Below are 20,566 nucleotides of genomic sequence, written 5' to 3'. Positions count from 1 at the left end.
CGCCCGCCAGCGGGGCGCGTTTAAGGATGCGGTAGACAGAGCCGCGCGCAAAGCGAAGGTGAACGCGGTGGGTACGATGAAAACCGGAGTGCCGCTCAAAGTGCGGGTGGAGGATGAGGTCGAAGAGATCGACAGCGTCAGCGAAGCCGCCGATTTTCTGCAGCGCTGGCCGCTGGAGCGACGCGGCCATGTCTACCGCAGCGCGCTTAACGCCTGCAGCGCGGCGATCGCCGCGCAGATTTCCGAAGCCGACGCCATGAAGGTGTTTACCGGCTTTGCCCGGGTGACCGGCATATTGATCGCCGAAGGCAACCCGGCGATGGCGATGGACGCAAGGAGCATGCAGAGCCGCACGCCCAAGCAGGGCCGGCAGATGCCGAAGTAAGATTCTGGCGATTTTGCTCCGGGCTTGATTCATCTCAGATCCTCCACCTCTGTGCGGCGAGGCAGCCCCCTCACCCAGCCTCCGCTTCGTTCGGCTGACCATTCCGGGGCGAGCCACGTGTCTCGCCCGTCCTTCGGAGAGGAGACTTGCACCGTCGGTGCCCTCCTCTTCTCCCAGCGGGGAGAAGGTGGCCCGAAGGGCCGGATGAGGAGGCTGGCGCAGCAACGGGGGAGCGGGCTCATCCCGCCACAAATACGCGGCGCTGGAAGCGCGCCTGATGATAGGTGCAATAGCTTTTCAGCGCCGTGGTGCGCATGCCGCAGCACAGCATATCGGCGCCCGGCCGGCTGCCTGGCGCATCGTTTTCAGAATCCTCCTCCACCGTCAGATCCAGCGGCGCGCGGCAGCGTGAAAACAGGCAATCGACGAAGCGCATCGCCACGCCATGCGGCTGCCGGCCGATGGCCGCGCGCGGCGGCGCCGGCACCTCCAGGCGATAGGCTACGCCGTCGGCGATCAGCACGCCCGCCTCGCGCACGAACGAATGGGCGCGCCTGGGCCGGGCCACTTCATGCGCATGGATATCCTTGGCGGCAAGCACGCCATGCATCTTGCCGACGGCAGGCGTCGCATTCGCCGACATGCCATCGGCCCGCTTGCTTCCAGCGCGCTTGCCCCCGGCCTGTCTGGCTCGCGGCGGCGGCCCCTTGCCATTGGCAAAGCCGATCGCGCCCAGCATGGCGTTACGATGCACGATGCCGATGATGGCGTCGCGCGACACCGGACTGCCACGCAGCGCGGTGAACGCGACTGCAATCCTGGAGGCTGAAAGCCCGTCCTTCAGCCAGCGGCCGATCTCGTGCAATTCCGCGTCGCTATAGCTTGCCATATACCAGCTCCATCCAAAGTTCGGCCGCGCGCCGTCGGGCAGCGTCAAGGTTCGACCCGGTGGCCGGGCCGCAGTCAGGTTGTTTTTCAAGAGCCGGCTGTCAGCCGGCCAGCCTCAGCCGGATTGGGCCGATTTCCCGCCGGCAAGGTGCAAAAGCCGCGCCTCGGCCGTGTTTCTGTCCAGGGCGGAAACCGCCCTGCCCGTTAGCCTGTCCAACAGGATGACGGTGCCGTCCTCGGTGCGGATGCAGGATCGGCCAGCCGAAAAAACAGCGCCGGCGCCATGCCGGCCGAATTGGGGACCGGAGCCGCTGGGAGCGGCGGCTCCGGCCGTTCCGGTCGCCGGAAACAGGCGGACCGGACCCGAGGCTGGTGCAGTCAAGCACTGAGCCTCGGGCTTCACCCCGGCCGGGGAGGAGGACGGCCGGGGCGGAAGGGAATGGGCGGCGGTTATGACCGCCGGATGCGCCTCGCGTGAGGCCGGCGACTCGGCGCCATCAAAGCTGGACAGGTTTTGCATGACCAGATATAAGCATAACTCGAAAATATATGCAAGCCATTCTTTCATAGACGAGGGCCGCTTTCATCGCTCACATGGGCGCCATGGCAAAAACGGAACTGTCGATCAAGGTCGGGGCGGCGATCCGCAAGGCGCGCAAGCAGCGCGGCCTGGTCATGCGCCACATTGCGGAGCACAACGACACCGATGTCGCCGCCGTCGGCAACTGGGAAACCGGCCGCAATCTGCCCAAGACCGAGAACCTCCTGAAGACCGCCGCCTTCCTGCGCGTCGACCCGGTGGCGCTGGGCCAAGGGCAGGTCGTGTTTCTCGACGATGCCGGACCGGTCGCCGACGCGGAGATCGTCACCGATGCCGGTCCGCTGCCCGCCGGTTCGATGGATATCGAGGTGCTAGGCGCGGCCGTCGGCGGCGACGATGGCGATTTCACCTTCAACGGCGAGCCGGCAGGCTACGTCCAGCGCCCGCCGGGCGTGCGCAACCTGCCGAAGGTGTTCGCCCTGCACGTGCTCTCGGATTCCATGGTGCCGCGTTACGAGCCCGGCGACCTGATCTATTGCGGCGGCCGCGACGCGGTGCCCGGCGACCACGTGGTGATCGAGACCTTCCCCGAAGAAAACGAGCGCAACGGCAAGGCCTTCATCAAGAAGCTGGTCAAACGCACGGCGGGCGAGTTGGTGGTCGAGCAATACAATCCGCCGAAGACGCTGACCTTCAACCGCTACGCCATCAAACATGTCTGGCGCGTGATTTCGCTGAAGGAATTGCTGGGGTATTGAGGAGCGCTTCTTGCCTTCTCCCCTTGCGGGGGTGAAAGGCGGTCCGCACAGCGGACGAAAAGCCAATTGCTTGGCTTTTCGAGCCTTGAACGCCCTGAGCTTGCGAAGGGCCGGTAGCGCAGGATCCACCTGCCGGGTCCCCGCTGCTTCGCAGCGCCCCGGCGTTCGCTGGCCTTTGATCGTGCCACTGGCACGATCAATTCGCTTACGCGAACCGGCCGTTCACCCTTTCGACAAGACTCAAGCCCGCCGCGCTCCCTCCAGCGGCACCTCGCGATCGCTCAGCATCTGCGCTTCGCTACGCACGCGCTGGCGCTCGTCGATGAAGGCCGCCTGGATCGTAACGGTCGCCCCCGGCAGTCCGTCGGCACGGCAGGCCGAGCAGACGATGCGGCCCGACAGAGCGGCAAGCGGCGTGTTCCTCGTCACGCCGAACCGCTTCAACTGATCGGGCCGCCACCAACGGTTGCGGCCGCAATCCGCGCACTCGACCGAGATCGAGGCGACATGCGCCATTGTTGGTTCCCTGCCCGGCAATGCCATCGCCCCTGCCTCGTCTTTGTTCCTGATTTGTTCGCATATTCCTGTGTTTTGCGCCCGGAGTCGAGTCGCAGTTTTCAAACTTTCCCAGAAGTTTTTCTTCTAAGGTAATTTGAGTTATGCTTTCACGCTGGATATGCAAATGTGAGTCGGAGCACGAACCCGCCCATTGCATCAAACCCGGGAGCGATAATGGACGCCCTTGCCGCCGATTTTGCCCGTTCCTGCGGTTACGCCGGCGACAGCCTGGCCCTGCTTGAAGCCTTCGAAGCCATCCGCCGCAACGGCATCGCCCACGCCCGTCAGGATCACGTCAGGCGCAAGGCGGTGATCGACGCGTTGAAACCGTCGGAGGCGCTGTTCCTGGCCGCGATTGGCCCGGCCCTCTCGGCGGAGGAGGCCATCGAGGACGCCGTCCGCTTCATAGCCTGCTGGCGCAACATACCGCGCTGGCGCCAGGAGCGGCGCCTGCCCGACCTGATCAGGGCCAAGCAACAGCGGCTGGTGGCGCGGTATTTTCGTCGCCATGGCCATCTTCTATGGGCGCGCGAAGCAGCGTGAGGCTGGACCAGCCATTTGCGGGTTCCATCAGCAATTTTTTCTTTCTAGACTGCGCAGGGGTGGCTGATCGTCGACGTGCATAGTTTGGAATGTTCAAGACTGCCCGCTTAAAATTTCAAACCTGGATAACGGCCGGCGCGGGAACCATCGCCGCCCTGTTCGTCGCCGGCCTGATGGGCGCGTTCGGCGCCCTGCCCCCCCACGCCCCGCCGCAATTGCCGCCCGATGCCGGCATCGATGCCGGGCGTTGGCATCTCAAGCCGGTGCGTGCATATGTCAGCCGCGCCAAGGTCTATGGCGTGCCGCTGAAACCAGGCCAGAAGGCGCTGGTGCTGGAGGTCGACCTGACCAATCGCACGGCGCAATCCGACAAGGCCTATTTCAATGTCTTCACGCCGGACGGACTCGCTCTGCTCGACGGCCTGCCGATGATCGCGCTGACCCGTGATTCGACTCTGACGCCGGAACTGCATCCCGGCATGACCGAACGCATGGCCTATGTCTGGCCGCTTGCCGGCGACGCCATCGTGCCGGCAAATCTCAGCTTCGGCATCATCGCCGAGATCTTCAAGCCGCGCGACAACCTTTACGGGACGCCCGGCTGGTTCAATCCCACTCGGCTCGGCACCGTCACCTTGCCCGTCGTCGACCTGCCCGTGGCAGACTCACGGAAAGGCGGCTCATGAATATCCGGGCCATCGGCAATCTCCTGATCCTCGCCACCACCGTGGCGCTGAGCTACGGCATGCAGGTGTCGAAGCCGCATTATGCCGAGCTCACCGCACCGATCCCGGTCGACGGCGCCGTCCACGACACGGTGCGGGCGCGCAGCTTCGCTGTCCGCCTCGACAGAGTGGTCTTTGCCCGCACGCTGAAGAGCGACCAGTTCGGCCAGGAGAAGCTTTTGACGACCAGCGGCCTGTGGGCGGTGGTGACGACCAGTCTCACCGCCACCAGCACCTCCACCACGGTCGCCGACGGCACCTGGCAAGGCCCGACCGGCCTGCGCTACCACCAGAGCGAACGGCTGGGCTACCGCCAGGACATGCCGCCGCATTCCATTGATCCGGGGTTGGAAAGACGCGGCCTGTTCATCTTCGAGGTGCCGCCCGACCAGATCCCCGGCGCCAGCCTGCTGGTCGCCGCGCGCCGGTTCGGCCCGCTCGACGCCCAGGCCCGCATCAGCCTCGACGCGGTGCCGACCGGCGCCGATGGCCAGCCAGCGGATGTCTTGCCGCAATACGATCTTGATGCGCGACTGTAGGAAGGGGCGCGCAAGCCTAACTGCCCATGACCTGGCGCAGCAATGCAATCACTTCCGCAACAGAAGGACCTTCGACAGGGGGTGGATCGGCCCGCTCACAAAATTCCCTCCAAATAAACAGCGTGAGTTCCGCGCCATCGGTGCCCGGTTCGCTTGACGCATCAGTGAACTGTTCAAGGGATCGATATCGATGGTCGGACCAGAAGAGCCGTTCGACCCAGTCATAGACAGGTATCAGGTGAAAATGGAACGAATGACCCGGAGAATGGCCGTAGCGACTGATGTAGAGCCGGTTAGGCCGCAGCCGCGACGTCAATGCCTTCTGAGCTTCCGCAAGCAATGGGCCCAATTCGGCCAGAGCCGCTTGCGGCAGTTCCAAGAGGTTGTTGGTCGGCAGCTTGGAACCAAGCACCAGGTACCCGGGCAGAGCAGAGTCAGTCCGGTGGCTCAGGAGCCAGAAATCCGTCGCGGAAATCTGAAACGGTTCGGGACTCTGCAAATTTTGTTCTCCGATGCAGGGAGCTCAATCGTTTCAGAGTAACCCAGCTTGAACCCAAAGCAATTCCGCAGCGCAGTTTGCGCTCGAAACTCTCAACACTGAGCAAGACCAAGGCAAAGGCATGACCGCAGTTTCGACCGATCTCGAACCAGCCGCCGACGAAGGCCGAGAGACCGAGAAAAAATGGCGCCGGCGCGGTCTTGCCGCGCTCGCTATCCTGCTGCCGCTGACGCTGGCCGAGACCAGCTATGACAGCGTCCGTGAATGGCTGCACGGCGACGACCTCATCGCCAGGGATGTCGAGTTCGGCCAGTCCGTGCCATTCGGCGGCAGCGAGTGGCGGCTGGCCGATCTGCGCGGCGGCAAGGCCGGCCGCTTGCCCGACCACGCCTTCGCCGTCATCGCCACCTTTGCGGTAACGGTTGGCGACCCCGATCTGCAAAAACAGTGGCTGGGCTGCAAGGTGATACTGACCGACGCCGCCGGGCGCCGCTGGCTGTCCGACTTCATCTCCGGCGTCGGCCTGCCGGACGGCGTGATGAACTGCACCTCGGCGATCTTCTCCGGCGCCAAGAAGGGCGAAATCATCACCGTGGGCGAAACCTTCATCGTGCCCGAGGACGCCATCAAGACCATCCGCCCGGCTGTCGGATTGGGCAGCGAGCGGCCGTGGTTCCTGCGCTTTCAGAGGCCGCCGAAGTGAGCGTCCTTCTCCCCGTAAACGGAGAGAATTCACTTCCCCGCCCGCTTCGCCATCGAAAACGCTGTCTCCAGCACGGCGGCGAGAAAGCATATGCGCAGCGGCTCGATCAGGATGCCGGTGGAGGAATCCTGGAACGGGCTGCCGAACAGCAGCGTCACGCCATGCGAAAAAATCTGCCAGACGTCGAGCTCGTGCGGACCGATCAGCCGCGTCGTGCCCAGCCATAGCCAGGCAGCGCCCCAGTCGAGAAAGCGGTAGCCGACGACCAGCGTGCACAAAAGCACCAGACTGGAGCTGACTGTCAGCCGAACCCCGTTGGCGATCGGCAGATAGCGCGAGCGGTAACCGGCGATGAAATGCTCGACGAAATCACGCAGGAATTTCGGCAGGCCGACATAGCGCCGGCCGGCGCGCTCCAGCCGGCCGTGCACGCGCATCAGGGCGGCATCGTCGCGCACGTCATAGCCATAGATCAGCGCCGCCATCACCAGCCAGATCAGCGGCAGCAACATGAAGAAGAACAGGTTGACGGCAACCGTCGATGGCGCGATCGACTCGACCGGCACCATGGGGGCGGCCGAGGCCATCGGCACCGGGTTCGCCAGCCCGTCCACTGAGGCCTGCAGGGCCGACCAGAAATTGCGGCTCATCAGCCATTGCAGCGCCGAGTCCTTCCAGCGGCTGATCACGTAGAGGCCGACGAAGATCCAGTTGGTCTCGCAGATCACCACGACGATCTGCCAGAACGAGGCGGCTTTCGTTTTCGTCTGCATGAATTTGGCCAGCCGGCGGATCAGCCAGGACACCGCCACCGAGACCAGCAGCCAGCGCGAATCGAGCACGTCGAGCACATTGGCGCTCTGGCCGAAATCGGCTTGGTCGAGCGTGGCGCGCGAATATTGGCGAACGATGTCGCCCAGAAATCCCCAGGCCGCGTAATAGGCGAAGAACGGCAGCAGCGCGATGGTGATCATCCGCACCAGCCGCGAGCCGCGCCGGTCCACAGCACCCGGCTCCTTGACGGCTTGCGCCTCGGTGGTTGCGGCCTTGTCCGCGCTGCGCTGCGCGGCCAGCACATGCGGCAGGCCGGGGCGCAACACATGGAACATCGCCACCGTCACCACCAGCTGCGCCAGCGCCACCAGCGTCAGCATCGCCAGCCCGGCGAAGTGATTGGCCAGCGCCACCTTCGCCGCGAGCTGCATGAGGAGATCGCCGACCAGCACGCCGGCCAGCACCAAGGCGATGAGCTGCGGCCAGAACCGCCGCAGCAGCGAAAAACTCAAGGTGATCGGTCTGATGATATCGGCAAACATGAGGTTCTCTCACGATGCCACCCGCCCCAAGTCTTTCTAGCAAAGCATGGTTGTTTTGCAAGGAATGGGTGAGCTTCACCCGGCAAGCGAAGGTGCGAGGCACCCCCCTCTGTCCTGCCGGACATCTCCCCCGCAAGGGGGGAGATTGGATGTCATGACTGCTTTCGCCAATTTTCAAAGTTGAAGAAGAAGCAACGAAGACGAAGCTGCCAATCTCCCCCCTTGCGGGGGAGATGTCCGGCAGGACAGAGGGGGGTGCCTGGGCGCCAACAGCTCCCTTTGCTCCTCACCTTCTCACCCGCGATTTCAGCCACCGGTCGAACGCCACCGCCAGGATCAGGATGAGCCCGATGACGATGCTTTGCGTGTAAGACGAGACGTTGTTGAACTGCAGCCCGTTTTGCAGCACGCCGATGAGCGCCGCGCCCACCACCGTGCCGCCGACAGAGCCGATGCCGCCGAACAGCGAGGTGCCGCCGATGACGACGGCCGAGATGACCGTCAGCTCGTAGCCAATACCGGCGACTGCTTCGGAGGAGTTCAGCCGCGCCGACAGCACGAAGGCGGCAAGCCCGGCAAAAAAGCCGACGATGACATAGACCGAGATCAGGATGCGGTCGACGCGCAGGCCCGACAGCCTTGCCGCCTCGGCATTGCCGCCGACGGCATAGACGGCTCGGCCGTAGCGCGTGTAGCGCAGCACGATGTGGCACAGGATGGCGGCCGCGGCGAAGATCAGCGCCGGCACCGGCACGGGGCCGATCAGCCCGGTTCCGAACCAGCGCATCGAGGCGTCGAAGCCCGAGATCGGGCCGCCGTTTGAGATGGTCAGCGTCAGCCCGCGAAACACCGTCAGCCCGCCCAGCGTGACGACGAAGGGCGGCACTTTTAGCCGGGTGATGACAAGCCCTTGCACCCCGCCGGCAGCAGCGCCCACAACGACGGCGGCCAAGAGTGCTGCGAACCAGCCGAACCCTTGCGTGCCGCTCGTCGACAGCGACAGCGTGTTGGCGGAGCCGCCCTTGGCGACCACGGCGGCGACCATACCGCAGAAGGCGAGCAGCGAACCGACCGACAGGTCGATGCCGGCGGTGAGGATGACGAAGGTCATGCCGAGCGCAATCAGCCCGGTGATCGAGATCTGCCTTGTGATGTTGAACAAATTGATCGGGTCCATGAAGCTCGGCTTCAGCACCGTGAAGACGATGATCAGCGCCACCAAGAACAGCAGCGGCCCGAAGCTCATCAAAAGCCGCGCGAAGTTGATACCGCCGCGCTGATCCTGTTCCCCCGCCACGCTCATAGTATCTCCTTGCGGTCGAGTGCCATCAGTTCCATCAGTCTTTCCTCGTTTGCCTCGACGCCCGGCATCTGGCCGGTGATGCGTCCCCGGCGCATGGTGACGATGCGGTCCGACACCGCAAGCACCTCGGGCAGCTCGGACGAAATCATCATCACCGCAATGCCGCGCGCCGCAAGCTGCACCAGGATCTGGTGCACCTCTGTCTTGGCGCCGACATCGACGCCGCGAGTCGGCTCGTCGACGATCAGCACTTTCGGATCGCGCGCCAGCCAGCGCGCCAGCATCACCTTCTGCTGGTTGCCGCCCGACAGGCCTTCGATCGCCTGCTCGGCCGAAGCCATGCGGATCGACAGCATCTTGCGAAACCCGGACAGCGCATCGCGCTCGCGCCGCTCGGCCATGAAGCCGAAACCGTTGCTGAAGCTGCCCAGCGAAGCGATGGAGAAATTCGGCAGGATGCCCAGCGCGGCAAAGATCGCCTGGTGCTTGCGGTCCTCCGGTAGCAGGCCGATGCCGAGCGCAATGGCGTCCGCGGGTGATGCCGGGGCGATCGGCTTCCCGTCGAGCGTGATGGTGCCGGCCGCGATGCGGTCGGCGCCGAAGATGGCGCGCGCCAGTTCCGTGCGGCCGGACCCCACAAGCCCGGCAACGCCGAGGATTTCACCGGCCTTGAGGTCGATGTCGACGCCGTCGAGCACGATGGCGTGGGGCGCCTCGGGGTCGCGAACGGTGCGCAGGCCGCGCACCGACAGCACGATATCGCCGGCCACCGCGCGCTGCGCCGGCCGGGCGTAGAGCTCGGACGCCGCGCGGCCGACCATCTTCTCGATGATTTTGGGCAGCGCGATCGGTCCGCCCTCGCGGTTAAGATGCCCGGCCAGCCGCCCGTCGCGCAGCACCGTCATGCGATCGCATATGGCGGACGCTTCCTCCAGCCGGTGGGTGACGAACATGATGGCGACCTTGTCCTTGCGCAGCCGATCCATGATCGACAGCAGCCGCTGCACCTCGGTCTCGGTCAGCGCCGAGGTCGGCTCGTCCATGATGATCAGCCGGCTTTTCAGCGACAGGGCGCGGGCAATCTCGACCAGTTGCTGTTCGGCCACCGACAGCGCCGACACCGGCGTCATCGGATCGATGGAGAGGCCGACGCGGGCGATGATCGAGCGCGATTCTTGCTCCATGCGCCCCCAACTCACCAGCCCGAGCGGACCGATCGGCGCGCGGCCGATAAAGATATTCTCCGCCACAGTCAGCGTCGGGATCAGGCTCAGTTCCTGGTAGATGGTGACGATGCCGAGCCGCTTGGCATCCTGCGGGCTGGATGGATGATAATCGGCACCGTCGAAAGTGATGCGGCCGCCCGACGGCGGCATGACGCCCGAGAGAATTTTCAAGAGCGTCGACTTGCCGGCGCCGTTTTCGCCCAGCAGGCCGAGGATTTCGCCGGGGCGGATGTCGAGCGAGACATCGCTTAGCGCGGTGACGCCGGCGAAATGCTTGGTGATGCCCTCGACGGCGAGCAGGACGGGTTCGGGCGATGCGGATTCAGCTGGCAAGGGTTGCTCCTCTGATGCAGTTCATGCCGGCACGCTCAGCACTTGAACACCCCCCTCTGGCCTGCCGGCCCATCTCCCCCGCAAGGGGGGAGATCGGCAGCTTTGCTGATAGCGCTTTTCCTGCGGTGTGGAGATTGGCGAAAGCAGGACGGACAGCCAATCTCCCCCTTGCGGGGGAGATGTCCGGCAGGACAGAGGGGGGTGCTGTCCCACCGGCTTTGCCAATCGGCCGATCCCCGCCAAACCCCTACTTCGTCTCGCCAATCCGCTCCGCCTTGTCGAGATTGTCCTTGCCGATGACGATTGGCGTCAAAAGCACCAGCTTCTCCTTCGGCTCGGTCTTGTCCTTGGCAAAGGCCACCGCGATGCGCACCGCGGTGCGCGACTGCTCGCCGGGAAACTGCTCGACGGTGCCCGCAAGCTTGCCGTCGCGCACCGCGACCAGCGCTTCCGGCAGTGCATCGAAGCCGTAGATCTTGACGTCGGTGAAGTTGCGCGCGGCGCAGGCCTCCATGGCGCCCAGCGCCATGTCGTCATTGGCGCAGACGATGGCGTCGGGCTTGCCGTTGGCGGCAAGCCCGGCCTCGGTCACCGACAGCGCCTCGGCGCGGGCGAAGTTGGCGGTCTGCTCGAAGACGATCTGATACTTGTCCTTCAAGGGATCGAGCACATTGTGCACGCCCTTGTTGCGGTCGATCGCCGGGCCGGCACCGGGCTGGCCCTGCAGATGGAACAGCTTGGCGCCGTTCGGGAACGCCGCCACCACGGCGTTGGCTTCCGCCTCGCCGCCCTTCACATTGTCGGCGCCGACATGCGCGAGGATGCCCTCGACGCCGTCGACGCGGCGGTCGATCGTCACTACGGGAACGCCGGCCTTGACCGCTTCCTCGATGGCCGGCGCCAGCGCATTGACGTCGAGCGGCGAGATGACGATGGCGTGTACCTTCTGCACCAGGGCGGCCTCGATGTCGGCGGTCTGCTTGGTGGCCGAGTTCTGGCCGTCGCTTTCGGTCAGATTGACGCCTTGCGTGGCGACTTCCGCCTTGATCTCGTTCAGCATGTGCACGAAGAACGGAAAGCCGAGACTGGGCACCGAGCCAAGGATGGTGAGCTTGTCCTGCGCAAACACCGAGGGCGCGGCAACCATCATGGCGCCGAAAGCCGCGGACGACAGCAGGAATTCACGTCTGTTCATGGGATCCTCCTCCACAAGAACGCACGACCCGAAAACCGGATCGGTTTCAGGAAGGATCATGCGTCGGTTCAAAGTGTGGAGCATCCTCCCTGCGCCCGAAAACGCATGCCGCTCCAGCTGGCCGCCGCTGTAAAAAGAGCCTCCCACCGACGCCTGCGCAGGGATGCTAACCCAGCGCCAACCATTTGTGCAACCTCGATATAACAGAGGTGCCGGGCAATTTATCGGAATTGTCGGATTTTTGGATTGCGGGCTGACATCTCACTGAGGCGTCTGGCTTCCATTCCCTCGACCCGGCACTACCTTGGATTGACCCGCGAAGCTTTTGTGATCTGGAGAACCCGTATGAAGCCGCAAATCATCTGCCATATGCTCGCATCACTCGACGGCAGCCTTCATCCAAGCCGCTACACGACAAGTCCGGACGGGACCCGGGCGGAGTGGTCGAGCCTCTACGAGCATATCCACAATGATCTCGCGGCTGACGCCTGGATCGTCGGCCGCGTCACCATGGCCGAGATGAGCAAGGCCGGCGCGCATCCGCCGGCCAATACCGGCAAGGTCGACCGGCCCTATCATTTCGCGCAAAGGGATGCGGGCAGTTATGCCGTGGCGCTCGATGCCTCGGGCAAGCTTCATTTTTCCAAACCCGACATCGGTGGCGACCATGTCGTGGTGCTGCTTGGGCATGATGTCGCCGACAGCCACCTGGCCGAGCTCGCATCCGACGGCGTGTCCTATATCGTCGCGGAAACGGCGGACATCGATCTCGCGATGATGCTCGAGGTGCTCGGCAGCGAACTCGGCATCCGCCGGCTGCTGCTCGAGGGCGGTGCCGGCATCAACGGCTCGTTCCTTGCGGCCGGGCTCGTCGATGAACTCAGCCTTCTCGTCGCACCCGCGATCGATGGACGCGCCGCGAACCAGGCCTTCGTCGAGTTCGGTGAGAGTGGGCTGCCGGGCAAGATGCAGTTGTCCCTGAAGAGCTGCGAAGCGCTGGCGCATGGGCTCGTCCATCTGCGTTACGCAGTTACTCCTGGATGAGGGCTGACCGCCTCGTACAGAAGGGCCGGCAATCCGACTGAGATTACCGGCCCCTGTATCGTCAGCTTCAGCGCCGATGCTTCAGTCAATTAAGCGGCGTATTGCATGGCATCGAGATCGGCGATCAGCGTCGGGCCGGTCGGGTGCCAGCCCAATCGTGCCTGTGTCAGCGCGCTGGAGGCCGGCAGATCCATCGGCGCGAACATCGCCATCCAGCCGAAATGCTCCGCCGCTCTTTCAGGCGCGATGGAAACGACCGGCAATTTCAGGCCCCGGCCAAGCGCCTCGGCGATGGCCCGCACCTCGACGCCTTCCTCGCCGACCGCGTGATAGCGCGCGCCCGGCTGCCGCTTTTCCACGGCCAGCCGGTAAAGCCGCGCGGCGTCGAGGAGATGGCCCGCGGAGTAGCGGTTGCGGCCTTCGCCGACATAGGCCGAGACGCCCCTTTCACGCGCGATTTCGATGAGCGGCGAGATAAGCCCTTGCTTGACCGGATTGTGGACCTGCGGCAGCCGCACCACCGACACATTGATGCCGGCGTCCAGCAAGGCATTGCCGGCCAGCTCCGAGGCGATGCGCGGATTGGGATGGCCGGGATTGAAGACGTCCTCGATCGCCAGTTCGCCATGCCCAGGGCTGCCCATGCCGACGCCGGAGGTGATCACCAGCGGCCGGTCGGAGCCGGCCAGGGCGGCGCCGAGTGCGGCGATGACCCGCTTGTCCTTTTCGCAATTTTCGGCAAACCGCGAAAAATCGTGGTCGAACGCCGTGTGGATCACAGCCTCCGCCGTGGCCGCGCCGTCGCGCAGCCCCTCGGGATCTTCGAGGGTCCCCCGGTGCACCTCGGCACCAGCGGCAGCCAGCGCCTCGGCGCCGGCGTCGGAGCGGGTCACGCCGACCACCTGGTGGCCCGCCTGGATGAGTTCGGGAACCAACGCCGAACCGATGAAACCGGTCGCGCCGGTGAGAAAGATACGCATGCAAAATCTCCTGCACTAGTTGCCTGCGTAATATTGCTGGTCTATATATCCTATTAAAGTAGTGACCTTATCATGGTATAATGACTAACAGGATGCCCTCCAATCCCGCCGGCTCGCTGGCAGCGTTCCTCAAAGACCGGCGCACGCGGCTCGATCCGGCTTCCTTCGGCTTTTCGGGCCGCCGACGCACGCCGGGACTGCGCCGGGAAGAGGTCGCCCAGCGCGCCAACATAAGCCCGACCTGGTACACATGGCTGGAACAGGGCCGCGGCGGCGCACCCTCGGCCGATGTCCTCAATCGCATCGCCAAGGGGCTGCTGCTGACCGAGGCGGAGCGCGAACATCTTTTCATGCTCGGGCTGGGGCGCCCGCCCGAGGTCCGCTACAGGGGCGTCGAGGCTGTCAGCCCACGGCTGCAGCGCCTCATCGACACGCTCGATGCCAGCCCCGCCATAGTCAGGACCGCCACCTGGGACGTCGTTGCCTGGAACCGCGCCGCGCGGGTCGTGCTGACCGACTACAGCGCCCTGCCCGAAGGCGAGCGCAACATCCTGCGTTTCATGTTCCTGCGCCCCGTCATCCGCGCCAAGCAGCACGACTGGCAAAACCTGGCCCGTTTCGTGGTCGCTTCGTTCCGTGCCGATGCGGCACGCGCCGGCGCTGTCTCCGAGGTGCGCGAACTCGTCGACGAGCTCTGCAGCGCCAGCCCGGAATTCGACGCGCTGTGGCGGGAAAACGACGTGCTCAGCCACGGCGACGGGACAAAGCGCCTGAAACACCCGGAACTCGGCGATATCGAGCTGGAATATTCGGGCTTCGCGGTCGACGGCCGGCCGGATTTGAGCCTGACCGTCTACAACCCGGTCGACAGCGCCGTCGCCGACCGCATCCGCGCGCTGGCTCTCGCCCGACACCCCAAAGAGTAAGGGCCGGACGGCCCGTCCGCGGGGATGACGCCCGCCCTCAAGCGCGCTCGCAGACCGCTTTCAGGATTTGCAAGGTCGGCCCCCAGTAGAGATTGGCATGCGGACGGATCGCCGGTTCGGCGAAGTCGCTGAGCGTCAGCGTCAGCTTCGTCCCCCCATCCATCGGCGCCAGATCGAAGCTGACCACGGTGTGGTTTTCGGGCACGTCCGCCAGCCGCGAGGCCGACAGCGTGCTCCAGTAGCCGTACGCGAAGCTCTTTTCCGGCTCAAAAGCGCGGATGGTGCCATGGTTCTCGAACGGCATTCCGTGCAGCAGTCCGCGCATCACGATCGCGCCGCCGGCATGCCCTTGCAGGCTGACAGTCAACTCCTCGTCGGACATCCATTGCGGGATCATTTCTGGCATCGTCAGTATCCGCCAGACCTTGGCCGGCTCGGCACTGATGACGACGGTCTTGGTGATCGGCGAGATGTCGAGAGACTCACTCATGCGAAGCAAGTTTATCGCGGATGCGGCGGCGACAATATCGCCGGTCCAAGAACCGCGGATGCCGCCACTGCCCCCTTGCTTTGCGCACGATTGCAGCAGCGCGTCTTGCGAAGCCATTGCAGCCCGTGGCATTTGTCGGCTCCACCAGCACAGACGGCAGCATGACACCACGGCAGACACGACAAAGCGGCAGGCAGGCGGCGCCCGGCGTCAGCCTGAACCGGGCGCTGTCGAAGCTCGGCCTGTGCTCTCGCACGCAGGCCGAGGTGCTGATCGCCGAAGGCCGCGTGCGTGTCGGCAGCAAGGTCGTGCGCGATGCAGCCCTGCGCGTCGACCTCGACCGCGACCGCATCGTTGTCGACGACAGGCCGGTGGTTGCCGAGCGCAAGGTCTATCTCGTCCTCAACAAGCCGCGCGGGCTGGTCACCACCCGCGACGACCCGCAACAGCGCGACACCGTCTATGCCTGCCTGGAAGGGCTCGACCTGCCCTTCGTCTCCCCGGTCGGTCGCCTCGACAAGGCGAGCGAAGGCCTGCTGTTGATGACCAACGACACCCGGTTTGCCAACCGGCTGATGGATCCGGCCTCGCATTTGCCCAAGACCTATCACGTGCAGATCGGCATGGTGCCGGACGCAGCGATGCTGGACAAATTCCGCGCCGGCGTGACCGTCGATGGCGAGACCCTGAGCGCCAGTTCGATCGAACTTTTGCGCAGCGGCGGCCGCACCGCCTGGCTGGAGATCGTGCTCGACGAAGGCCGTAACCGCCACATCCGTCGCCTGCTCGCCGCGCACGGCGTCGAGGTTCTGCGCCTCATCCGCATCGCTATCGGCCGCCTGCCGCTCGGCGACCTCGCCAAGGGTACGGCACGGCATTTGACGCCGGAGGAACTGGAGCTGCTGGCGGGGTGAGCCCCGCGTATCGTCGATGTCGGCGGCCTTGCATCCGCGCCACCTCCTGACAGGAAGCTGTCAGGAGGCCTGGCCTATAGGTGACTCATGGGCCGGGCTGCGGCTCCAGCAATCCAGGAGCAAAACAAATGAATTTCGTCTCTGTCCGCATCATCACGTCGGACGTCCAGCGTCTCGTGCGCTTCTATGGCGAGATCACCGGCATGCCCGTGACTATGTACACAGAAGACTTCGCCGAACTCGCGACACCTGCCTGCACGTTGGCAATCGGCAGCACGCGCACCTTGATGCTGTTAGGCGGCGACATCGCCCGCCCCGCCGACAACCACACCGTCATCCTTGAGTTCCGCGTCGGCGACGTCGATGCTGAATTCGCCAGGCTCTCGGACCTACTCAGGGATGTAACGGTGCAAAAGCCGACCACAATGCCCTGGGGTAATCGCTCGCTGCTGTTTCGCGACCCCGATGGCAATCTGGTGAATTTCTTCACGCCGGTAACCGCCGAGGCGATCAGGAAATTCGACAGGTAGGGCGGAGCGGTACCGCCGGCCTATGCCGCACTACTTCTGGTTCCATTTCCGGATGACCGGCTCGCTCAGATCATGCTCGTAGCCGAGCACGCTGATGCTTGCCGTATCGAGCACGAACAGCGCGCCGCCTTCGGGCGGCAGCCCGATCCAGCGCGCCGCCAGCACGCGCAAAAAATGCGCGCTGGAAAACACCAACATGTCGGCATTGGCCTTGCGTAACCCGTCAATGATCCTGTCGGCCCGCGCGCCCACATCGGCCGCCATCTCGCCCTTTGGACAACCATCGCGAAACACATTCCAGCCGGGGCGCTCGGCCAGGATCTGTTTTGTCGTCAGCCCCTCATAGGCGCCATAGTCCCACTCCTGCAGATCGTCTTTCTTGACGCTCTGCGCGCCGAAGCCGGCCAATACGCTGGTGTTGTAGGCGCGCTGCGACGGGCTCGACCATAAGGCCGAAAAGGACAGGCCCTTGAGCCTATCCGCGACGCCCCGCGCGGCGGCCTCGCCAACCGGGGTCAACGGCATGTCGGTGCGGCCGGTATGCTGCCCCGAAAGGCTCCATGCCGTCTCGCCATGCCGGACCAGATGGATTTGGGGATACACGCTGCTCATGAGATGCCTTTCGATGTGGTCCGGCACCTTAAGCGACGATGCGGCAAAGGGGAATCCGCTTGGTACAAAACTGCGTGGTCGCCTAGCCTTGATCCGCGGCGGGCCGGCCCTGTGATCATCCTGGTGCCGCAACTATATCAAGGCCAGCCTCTACAAGGCTCCCGCCACCACAAGGGCACGGGCCCTTGCACAACAAGTCGAGATCATCATGTACAAACATCTGCTCATCGCCACGGACGGATCGGAACTGGCCGACAAGGGCGTTGCCCACGGCCTGACATTGGCCAAGGACCTCGGCGCTTCCGTCACCTTCGTTACCGTCTCGGAACCATTCCCGATCTTCGCCTGGGGCGGCGCCATGGCCGGCTATGCCGCCGGCGATGAGCTCGTCGCCTACAAGGAAGAGGCAGGCCGCTATGCCAAGGAAGTGCTCGCCAAATGCAAGGCGTCGGCGGACGCCGTTGGCGTGGCCGCGGAGGTGGTCCATGTCGAGGACAAGCGGCCCGCCGAAGCCATCCTGGAACTGTCGCAGGCCCTGCGCTGCGACCTGATCGTCATGGCCTCGCACGGCCGTCGCGGACTGGGCAAGCTGCTTCTCGGCAGCCAGACGGCGGAAGTGCTGTCCTACACGGAGATTGCGGTGCTGGTGGTGCGGTAACAGATTTGGCCCAGCGCGCTCCTCACATGCCCGTGAGGCTAAAGCGACAGGATTTATATTGTACGGATTCAATCCGTACCATATAATAGCAGACAAAGGAGATAGCCATGCCTCGCAACGTCGGTGATAACGGTCGAATCGATTTCCGGATTCCGCCCGAAGCGAAAGCCGTCATCGCACGTGCGGCCGCCTTGTCGAATGTCGGCCTGACCGAGTTCGTTACGCGCTCCGCACTGCGTGACGCCCAGGCTGCGATCGAACGCGCCGAACATCTTGCGCTGTCAGAACGGGACAGTCTGCGCGTCCTCGACCTGCTTGAAAACCCGCCCTCCCCGACCAACCGCCTTATCCGCGCCGCCAAAACCGGCCAGACTCTCGCGTGAACTCCGTCACATGGCAAGAAGTGCCGATCGGGAGACAACATAACCGTGCCGCCTTCGACTGTGGCGACGCGGACCTCAACATCTATTTGCAGCGCTTTGCGCGTCAAAGTCATCAAAGCGGTGGCGCAAAAACTTTCGTCGCCGTGACGGCGCAAGATCCTTTGCGCATCCTCGGCTTCTACTCTCTCAGCCCGGCTTCGATCGACTTTGCCAGGACCCCGGCAGTCGCCAAACGCGGCCTTGGCCGCTATGACGTGCCGGTCTACCGTCTGGGTCGGCTCGCCGTAGACCGTACGATACAAGGCCGCGGTCTCGGCGGCGGTTTGCTGCTCGCCGCCGGGAAGCGCTGTATGGCAGTCGCGGAGGAAGTCGGTGGCGTTGCCTTGCTTATCGATGCCAAAGGTGACCAGGCTGCCCACTGGTATGAAGGTTACGGTGCGATCCGTCTGGATGACGCGCCGCTGTCCCTGGTCCTGCCTTTCGCCGCGATCGCCAAGGCGATAGCTGCATTCTGAACGCCTGCCGCAAGCTACAGAATACCGTCCTCCACAAGATAGACACCCAGCGCCAGCAATCCGACGAAGAACACTTTCCGGAAGGTCTCGATGCTCATCCTCCGGCGCAATGCCTGGCCGGCGAACATGCCGGCCAGCGCCGGCGCAAGGGCTGCGACCGATCCCGCCAGTTGCGCGCTCGGCGACGCCAGGGCACCGGTCCTGAACAGCCCGATGGCGAGCGCCGCCGTCGACACGGTGAAGGACAGGCCGAGCGCCTGGATCAGGTCTTCTTTCTCCAGCCGCAGCGATTGCAGATAGGGCACTGCCGGGATGACGAAGACGCCGGTGGCGCCGGTGACCAGTCCGGTCGCCACCCCGACCAGCGGTGACATCAAGGCCTCATGGCGCACCGGCGTGGTGAAGCCGGCCTTGGCGAGGCCGAGGATCGCATAAAGCACCAGTGCCGCGCCCAGCCCGGCAGAAGCCGCGCCCGTATGCGTGCCGGTCAGCAGACCGGCGCCGGCAACCGTGCCGAGCATCACGCCGGCCATCATCGTCCACAGCCGCTTGCAAAGGCGGCCGAAGGACGGGCCGGTCAGCAATTGCCAGAGGTTGGTGACCAGCGACGGGATCAGCAGCAGCGCCGCGGCCTGCGCTGGCGGCATCGTCACCGCCAGCAGGCCCATCGCAACGGTAGGCAGCCCCATGCCGACGACGCCCTTGACGAAGCCGGCGGCGAGGAAGACGGCGCCGATCCAGGCGAGGACGCCAGCGCTCAGCATGATCGTATCTTCAGGGCCGGATCAGTCATGCAGCAGCATATCGGTTGCGTCGGCATCCGGGCTGGCGGCCTTTGCCGGCGCCGCATCGCGGCTGGTGGATACGACCGTCGCCGCGCATCCCCGCAGGCCTGATCCCGCTGGCGCCATGGCAAGGCCAGCCACGGCAATGGCCAGCACGATCGCCGTGCTTTCGAGAATGCCGAGCCGGCCTGACGTTCGTTTGTTCATCACAATTCTCCTTCGAAACTGTTTGACGAAGATCCCGGCCGATCACAATGTGGAAGTTGTGCTGCCAACCTTCGGCCAGGACGAAGGCTGGAGGGCCGATCGCCTTCCCGGGCGCTGAATATTCGCAGGAGCAAAAGAATGCGCTTCGATCTGGTCGATCTCCGCCTGTTCCTGCTGGTGGCCGAACGCGGCAGCATCACCCATGGCGCCGAGCTTGCCGGCCTGGCCCTGGCGTCGGCCAGCGCCCGCATCAAGGGCATGGAGGAGCGGCTCGGCGCGCCGCTCCTGGAGCGCCGCCGCCGTGGTGTGGTGCCAACGCCGGCGGGACAGGCGCTGCTGCATCATGCGCGCGCCGTGCAGAACCAGATCGAGGCCATGACCGGCGATCTGGCCGCCTATGCCACCGGCCTGCGCGCCCGCGTCCGGCTGCTGGCCAACACCGCCGCTACAGCCGAGTTGCTGCGCGACATCCTGCCGGCTTTCCTTGTCGCCCATCCCCAGATCGACATCGATCTCGACGAGCGCCCCAGCCATGAGATCGCGCAAGCCGTGGCCAATGGTGCGGCCGATCTCGGCATCGCCGCAACCTGGGCCGGCCTGTCGCATCTCGAACAGAAACCGTTCTTCACCGACCGGCTGGTGGTGATCGCCGCGCGGAACCGGCCCGGCCTTGAAGGCCGCACCGTCAACCTCACTGAGGTTCTCGGCGAATCTTTCGTCGGCCTCAGCACCGGCCATGCGCTGCAGGAGCACATCACGCGCCAGGCGGCCCGCCTTGGCGGCCATCTGCATGTCCGCATCCGCGTGCCTGGCCTCGACAATGTCTGCCGGCTGGTCGCGCAAGGCGCCGGCATCGCCATCGTGCCGGAAAGTGCGGCGGGTCGTTCCGTGCGCACACTGCGGCTGACCGACGACTGGGCGACGCGCCAGCTCAACCTCTGCGCCCGCCGCTTCGAAGAGCTGACGCCACAGGCAAAACTGTTGGCGGCAGCGCTGGTCTGAGCCCTGAC

27 protein-coding genes are annotated in these 20,566 nt (G+C 64.8%); 14 read left to right on the top strand and 13 right to left on the bottom strand.

What is annotated here, in order from left to right:
* The first annotated feature begins 76 nt into the window (after positions 1-76).
* Positions 77-385, top strand: coding sequence for a DUF982 domain-containing protein (locus tag NKJ04_RS24075; RefSeq protein ID WP_023813292.1), 309 nt, complete (start codon positions 77-79; stop codon positions 383-385).
* Between the two features lie 238 nt (positions 386-623).
* On the opposite strand, the gene NKJ04_RS24070 is transcribed toward NKJ04_RS24075, so the two are convergent.
* Together NKJ04_RS24070 and NKJ04_RS24065 are read right to left on the bottom strand one after the other, a co-directional pair.
* A complete protein-coding gene (locus NKJ04_RS24070; protein WP_352551405.1) occupies positions 624-1,274 on the bottom strand; it encodes a GcrA cell cycle regulator in 651 nt (216 codons plus the stop codon).
* A gap of 114 nt (positions 1,275-1,388) precedes the next feature.
* Positions 1,389-1,655, bottom strand: coding sequence for a hypothetical protein (locus NKJ04_RS24065; protein WP_245273285.1), 267 nt, complete (start codon positions 1,653-1,655; stop codon positions 1,389-1,391).
* 212 nt (positions 1,656-1,867) lie between these two features.
* Here NKJ04_RS24065 and NKJ04_RS24060 point away from each other — a divergent pair, with 212 nt between their 5' ends.
* Positions 1,868-2,572, top strand: coding sequence for an XRE family transcriptional regulator (locus tag NKJ04_RS24060; RefSeq protein WP_023813289.1), 705 nt, complete (start codon positions 1,868-1,870; stop codon positions 2,570-2,572).
* Positions 2,573-2,812: 240 nt separating this feature from the next.
* Here the strand turns inward: NKJ04_RS24060 and NKJ04_RS24055 are convergent, their stop codons facing one another.
* On the bottom strand, positions 2,813-3,115 hold the full coding sequence (locus NKJ04_RS24055) for a hypothetical protein (protein ID WP_031213614.1): 303 nt from the start codon (positions 3,113-3,115) through the stop codon (positions 2,813-2,815).
* A gap of 189 nt (positions 3,116-3,304) precedes the next feature.
* On the opposite strand from NKJ04_RS24055, the gene NKJ04_RS24050 reads away from it, so the two are divergent.
* The 3 genes from NKJ04_RS24050 to NKJ04_RS24040 all read left to right on the top strand — a co-directional run bounded on the left by NKJ04_RS24050 (position 3,305) and on the right by NKJ04_RS24040 (position 4,937).
* Positions 3,305-3,673, top strand: coding sequence for a hypothetical protein (locus NKJ04_RS24050; protein ID WP_023813287.1), 369 nt, complete (start codon positions 3,305-3,307; stop codon positions 3,671-3,673).
* Positions 3,674-3,762: 89 nt separating this feature from the next.
* Positions 3,763-4,359, top strand: a complete 597-nt coding sequence (locus NKJ04_RS24045) for a hypothetical protein (RefSeq protein WP_128305544.1) — start codon at positions 3,763-3,765, stop codon at positions 4,357-4,359.
* A complete protein-coding gene (locus NKJ04_RS24040; protein WP_128305543.1) occupies positions 4,356-4,937 on the top strand; it encodes a hypothetical protein in 582 nt (193 codons plus the stop codon). Before NKJ04_RS24045 ends, NKJ04_RS24040 begins: the two co-directional genes overlap by 4 nt.
* A 16-nt stretch (positions 4,938-4,953) precedes the next feature.
* On the opposite strand, the gene NKJ04_RS24035 is transcribed toward NKJ04_RS24040, so the two are convergent.
* Positions 4,954-5,436: an HIT family protein gene (locus NKJ04_RS24035; RefSeq protein ID WP_128305542.1), complete on the bottom strand. Its 483-nt coding sequence runs from the start codon at positions 5,434-5,436 to the stop codon at positions 4,954-4,956.
* Positions 5,437-5,557: 121 nt separating this feature from the next.
* Here NKJ04_RS24035 and NKJ04_RS24030 point away from each other — a divergent pair, with 121 nt between their 5' ends.
* Positions 5,558-6,139, top strand: coding sequence for a hypothetical protein (locus tag NKJ04_RS24030; protein ID WP_023813283.1), 582 nt, complete (start codon positions 5,558-5,560; stop codon positions 6,137-6,139).
* A gap of 29 nt (positions 6,140-6,168) precedes the next feature.
* Here NKJ04_RS24030 and NKJ04_RS24025 read toward each other — a convergent pair whose 3' ends face one another.
* The 4 genes from NKJ04_RS24025 to NKJ04_RS24010 all read right to left on the bottom strand — a co-directional run bounded on the left by NKJ04_RS24025 (position 6,169) and on the right by NKJ04_RS24010 (position 11,512).
* The gene (locus NKJ04_RS24025; protein ID WP_352677578.1) at positions 6,169-7,455 is read right to left on the bottom strand and encodes a hypothetical protein; all 1,287 of its coding nucleotides are present in this window, start codon (positions 7,453-7,455) and stop codon (positions 6,169-6,171) included.
* A 286-nt stretch (positions 7,456-7,741) separates the two neighbouring features.
* A complete protein-coding gene (locus NKJ04_RS24020; protein WP_352443288.1) occupies positions 7,742-8,758 on the bottom strand; it encodes an ABC transporter permease in 1,017 nt (338 codons plus the stop codon).
* Positions 8,755-10,317, bottom strand: coding sequence for a sugar ABC transporter ATP-binding protein (locus tag NKJ04_RS24015; protein ID WP_352677576.1), 1,563 nt, complete (start codon positions 10,315-10,317; stop codon positions 8,755-8,757). The genes NKJ04_RS24020 and NKJ04_RS24015 overlap by 4 nt, the downstream gene beginning before the upstream one ends.
* A gap of 247 nt (positions 10,318-10,564) precedes the next feature.
* Positions 10,565-11,512: a substrate-binding domain-containing protein gene (locus NKJ04_RS24010; RefSeq protein WP_352677574.1), complete on the bottom strand. Its 948-nt coding sequence runs from the start codon at positions 11,510-11,512 to the stop codon at positions 10,565-10,567.
* Between the two features lie 345 nt (positions 11,513-11,857).
* On the opposite strand from NKJ04_RS24010, the gene NKJ04_RS24005 reads away from it, so the two are divergent.
* Entirely contained in the window at positions 11,858-12,556 is a 699-nt protein-coding gene (locus NKJ04_RS24005) for a RibD family protein (RefSeq protein WP_352677572.1), read from the top strand.
* A gap of 89 nt (positions 12,557-12,645) precedes the next feature.
* Here NKJ04_RS24005 and NKJ04_RS24000 read toward each other — a convergent pair whose 3' ends face one another.
* Positions 12,646-13,536 carry an SDR family oxidoreductase gene (locus NKJ04_RS24000; RefSeq protein WP_352677570.1) on the bottom strand — a complete coding sequence of 297 codons (891 nt, stop codon included), beginning with the start codon at positions 13,534-13,536 and terminating at the stop codon, positions 12,646-12,648.
* A gap of 92 nt (positions 13,537-13,628) precedes the next feature.
* On the opposite strand from NKJ04_RS24000, the gene NKJ04_RS23995 reads away from it, so the two are divergent.
* On the top strand, positions 13,629-14,462 hold the full coding sequence (locus tag NKJ04_RS23995; protein WP_352677568.1) for a helix-turn-helix transcriptional regulator: 834 nt from the start codon (positions 13,629-13,631) through the stop codon (positions 14,460-14,462).
* A gap of 37 nt (positions 14,463-14,499) precedes the next feature.
* Here the strand turns inward: NKJ04_RS23995 and NKJ04_RS23990 are convergent, their stop codons facing one another.
* Positions 14,500-14,952: an SRPBCC family protein gene (locus NKJ04_RS23990; RefSeq protein ID WP_128305611.1), complete on the bottom strand. Its 453-nt coding sequence runs from the start codon at positions 14,950-14,952 to the stop codon at positions 14,500-14,502.
* Positions 14,953-15,113: 161 nt separating this feature from the next.
* Between NKJ04_RS23990 and NKJ04_RS23985 the strand changes: the two genes are divergently transcribed.
* The gene (locus tag NKJ04_RS23985; RefSeq protein ID WP_352677566.1) at positions 15,114-15,866 is read left to right on the top strand and encodes a pseudouridine synthase; all 753 of its coding nucleotides are present in this window, start codon (positions 15,114-15,116) and stop codon (positions 15,864-15,866) included.
* Positions 15,867-15,994: 128 nt separating this feature from the next.
* Entirely contained in the window at positions 15,995-16,396 is a 402-nt protein-coding gene (locus NKJ04_RS23980; RefSeq protein ID WP_352677564.1) for a VOC family protein, read from the top strand.
* A gap of 30 nt (positions 16,397-16,426) precedes the next feature.
* Here the strand turns inward: NKJ04_RS23980 and NKJ04_RS23975 are convergent, their stop codons facing one another.
* Positions 16,427-17,008, bottom strand: coding sequence for a histidine phosphatase family protein (locus tag NKJ04_RS23975; protein ID WP_352677562.1), 582 nt, complete (start codon positions 17,006-17,008; stop codon positions 16,427-16,429).
* 208 nt (positions 17,009-17,216) lie between these two features.
* Between NKJ04_RS23975 and NKJ04_RS23970 the strand changes: the two genes are divergently transcribed.
* From NKJ04_RS23970 to NKJ04_RS23960, 3 genes are all read left to right on the top strand, one after another.
* Positions 17,217-17,666, top strand: a complete 450-nt coding sequence (locus NKJ04_RS23970) for a universal stress protein (protein ID WP_023813270.1) — start codon at positions 17,217-17,219, stop codon at positions 17,664-17,666.
* 107 nt (positions 17,667-17,773) lie between these two features.
* The gene (locus tag NKJ04_RS23965; protein ID WP_352677560.1) at positions 17,774-18,049 is read left to right on the top strand and encodes a type II toxin-antitoxin system TacA family antitoxin; all 276 of its coding nucleotides are present in this window, start codon (positions 17,774-17,776) and stop codon (positions 18,047-18,049) included.
* Positions 18,046-18,564 (top strand): GNAT family N-acetyltransferase, encoded by a 519-nt coding sequence (locus NKJ04_RS23960; RefSeq protein WP_352677558.1) that lies wholly within the window; start codon positions 18,046-18,048, stop codon positions 18,562-18,564. Before NKJ04_RS23965 ends, NKJ04_RS23960 begins: the two co-directional genes overlap by 4 nt.
* A 14-nt stretch (positions 18,565-18,578) precedes the next feature.
* Here NKJ04_RS23960 and NKJ04_RS23955 read toward each other — a convergent pair whose 3' ends face one another.
* Entirely contained in the window at positions 18,579-19,328 is a 750-nt protein-coding gene (locus NKJ04_RS23955; RefSeq protein WP_352677556.1) for a sulfite exporter TauE/SafE family protein, read from the bottom strand.
* 21 nt (positions 19,329-19,349) lie between these two features.
* Entirely contained in the window at positions 19,350-19,556 is a 207-nt protein-coding gene (locus tag NKJ04_RS23950; RefSeq protein ID WP_352677555.1) for a hypothetical protein, read from the bottom strand.
* 138 nt (positions 19,557-19,694) lie between these two features.
* Between NKJ04_RS23950 and NKJ04_RS23945 the strand changes: the two genes are divergently transcribed.
* Complete coding sequence (locus NKJ04_RS23945) at positions 19,695-20,558, top strand: LysR substrate-binding domain-containing protein (RefSeq protein ID WP_352551420.1); 864 nt, start codon at positions 19,695-19,697, stop codon at positions 20,556-20,558.
* The last annotated feature ends 8 nt before the right edge of the window (positions 20,559-20,566 follow it).

Origin of the sequence: Mesorhizobium sp. M0618 (genome assembly GCF_040320765.1) — a bacterium.
Classification (GTDB): domain Bacteria; phylum Pseudomonadota; class Alphaproteobacteria; order Rhizobiales; family Rhizobiaceae; genus Mesorhizobium.
Note: the sequence above shows the minus strand (reverse complement) of the source record. Positions and strands in the feature narration are given on the sequence as shown.